General features: G+C 46.7%; 1 protein-coding gene. It reads left to right on the forward strand.

Translation table 11 applies throughout. The annotated features are described in order from the left end of the window. Positions 1-2256 (forward strand): beta strand repeat-containing protein (locus QUB61_RS32785; protein ID WP_445301004.1); only part of this gene is annotated, 2256 nt, incomplete at both ends.

A 2256-nucleotide genomic window follows, 5' to 3' on the forward strand; every position in this document is an offset into this window, starting at 1 on the left:
AATCAAACAGTCAATGCCGCGAGTTTGACGACAGATGCTGGTGGCACAACTCAAGTGAAGGGAAATGTCACTACAACCGGCAGTCAAACCTACCCAGATGCAGTTACAATTGCCAATAATCCCCTTCTCTCCGGCAGCGACATTACTTTCAATAATACTGTAGACGTACTAGGGAATCTCGGTATTGCTGCTGATAATGTTAATCTCAAAGGAACTGTAACAACAACCAATGGCGGCACGCTCACAATTACCAATAAGGTTAATCTAAATATTGAAAACAACCTGAACTTATCCGGTGCATTTATTCAAAATGGCGGGGGAACTGTTGCGGTTAGCGGAAATATCACCACAACTAATGATAACATTAGTTTTAGCGGCCCGGTGACATTAAAAGCTCCTGTAAATTTTACACTGGGATCTGCAACTATTGCTTTCGGTTCGAGTTTAGCAGCAGGTAGTAATCCGCTGAATTTAACGGCAGGTGAAATTGATTTTTCGGGGAATGTTTCTGGTACTGGCGCATTAACGCTGCAACCGGCAACAGCAGGACAAAATATAGCTGTTGGCGGAACTGATAACAATACTAGCGCTTTAGATTTGACGGCATCGGAAATTAATTTGGTTCAAAATGGATTTAGCTCTATCGATATCGGGCGCTCGGATAGCAGTGCAAATGTTAGTATTTCCTCTAATCTCACATTTTTAGATCCAGTAAATATCCAAACGGGAACTGGTCGGATCGCAGTTGATGGAACTCTTACCGGAAATGACAACAGCAGCATTGCTCTCAACGCTGACACAATTAATTTGAATTATGGCATCAATACCAATAAAAATCCGATCGCTCTCAACGGCAATGTCCAACTCGGAAACAATATTAATCTCAGTACCGGTGGCGGAGATATTAAGATAATTGGTGCGATCGACGGGAATCATTTGTTAAACTTAGATGCAGCTACAGGCAATGTGCTGGTGCAAGGAAATATCGGAGAAACAGCACCACTTTCTGTTTTGAATGTTACCGCAACGCAGGCCCAATTCAATAACGGTAATATTGCGAGCAATTCAGGTTTTAATATTGCTGCGGCGAGCACGAAGTTGGGGGGCAATGTTACTACTAATCAGGGCAATATCAATATTAACGGTGTTCTCGGGTTGACGAAAGATGCGATATTGAGTACGGCCGGGGGAAATATTGCGTTTGTCGGTGCGATCGACAGTATTGATGCGGTCCGCAGCCTAAATCTAGATGCAGGTAGCGGCAGCATCACTTTCAGCGCACCCGTCGGCGCCACCAGACAGTTAGGAAATCTGGCGATCGCCAATGCTGGCAATGTGACAGGAAACTCGACAATTAACGCGCAACAATTCACAGCACTAAACACGGAAAAAGTCAATTTATCGGGAGATGTCACTGCCGGCAAAGTCGATATTACTGCCAAGGGCGATATAAGTGTTAAAAATATTACTGCTAATGGCGGAGAAATTCAATTTACAAGCGGTAACAATTTCACAGCAGGCAATTTGAATACATCGGGAAACACGGGCGGTAACATAACTGTTAAGGCGATAACTTCAATTACGGCCGGACAAATTAACTCTAGCGCTATAGTGGGAAATGCCGGCAATGTGTTCTTAGATCCGATCGGCGATATTCAAGTAGAGTTTATCAATGCCCAAGGCGGTACAGGCGGCATCGGTGGCGAGGTGACAGCAATAACAGGCAATTTTTTCCGCGCTACGGGTACTTTTTCAACCCCACTTTCACCGACGGGATTTGCTAGCATTTCTACAGCAGGCGGCGTCGGTGGTGGCAAAATTACAATTGTCCACGCAGGGGGAGATGGAGGGACGCCGATTCAACCGTTTGTAGTCGGAGATGCTGCTAGCAACGGTACGGCGGGTGCAATTACAACGGGACAATCTAGCATTGCATCGCAGTCGTTTCCGCGTTCTAGTAGTGTTGGTAATATTGTGTTTTCGACTGATGACGCAGCCGACCCGACGCCAACGCCAACTCCCACTCCAAGTGTAACTCCCACTCCCACTCCGGTTGTAACTCCCACTCCGGTCGTAACTCCAACTCCCACTCCGAGTGTCACTCCCACTCCCACTCCAAGTGTCACTCCCACTCCGAGTGTCACTCCCACTCCGAGTGTCACTCCCACTCCAAGTGTCACTCCCACTCCCACTCTGAGTGTCATTTTCCCTCCAGTTGTAACTCCCACTCCCACTCCGGTTGTAACTCCAACGGAC

Source organism: Microcoleus sp. C2D2 (assembly GCF_036702495.1).
Lineage (GTDB): Bacteria > Cyanobacteriota > Cyanobacteriia > Cyanobacteriales > Microcoleaceae > Microcoleus.